At 62.4% G+C, this 266-nt stretch carries 1 protein-coding gene; it reads left to right on the plus strand.

Going from position 1 to position 266, the window contains the following annotated elements; translation table 11 throughout:
- Positions 1 to 266, plus strand: a 266-nt coding sequence (locus SB765_RS30330) for a benzoate/H(+) symporter BenE family transporter (protein ID WP_410932582.1), incomplete at both ends; no start/stop codon positions are given.

Here is a 266-nt window from a genome sequence, read left to right on the forward strand (position 1 = left end):
GCATGCGGGGTGTTCTACATCCTGATGGGGACCTTTGGCGCGACCCTGGCCTCCGTGTTTTCCGCACTGCCCAAAGAGTTGATTGCGTCCCTGGCCGGCCTGGCGCTGTTCGGTGCAATCAGTGCCGGGCTCACCGGTGCCATGGCGGACGAGAAACAACGGGAGGCGGCATTGATTACCTTCCTGGTGACGGCGTCGGGCATGAGTTTCCTAGGTCTGGCCGCAGCGTTCTGGGGCCTGATTTTTGGCCTGGTGGCGCACTTCGT

Origin of the sequence: Pseudomonas sp. SIMBA_067, from assembly GCF_046534675.1 — a bacterium.
Classification (GTDB): Bacteria; Pseudomonadota; Gammaproteobacteria; order Pseudomonadales; family Pseudomonadaceae; genus Aquipseudomonas; species Aquipseudomonas putida.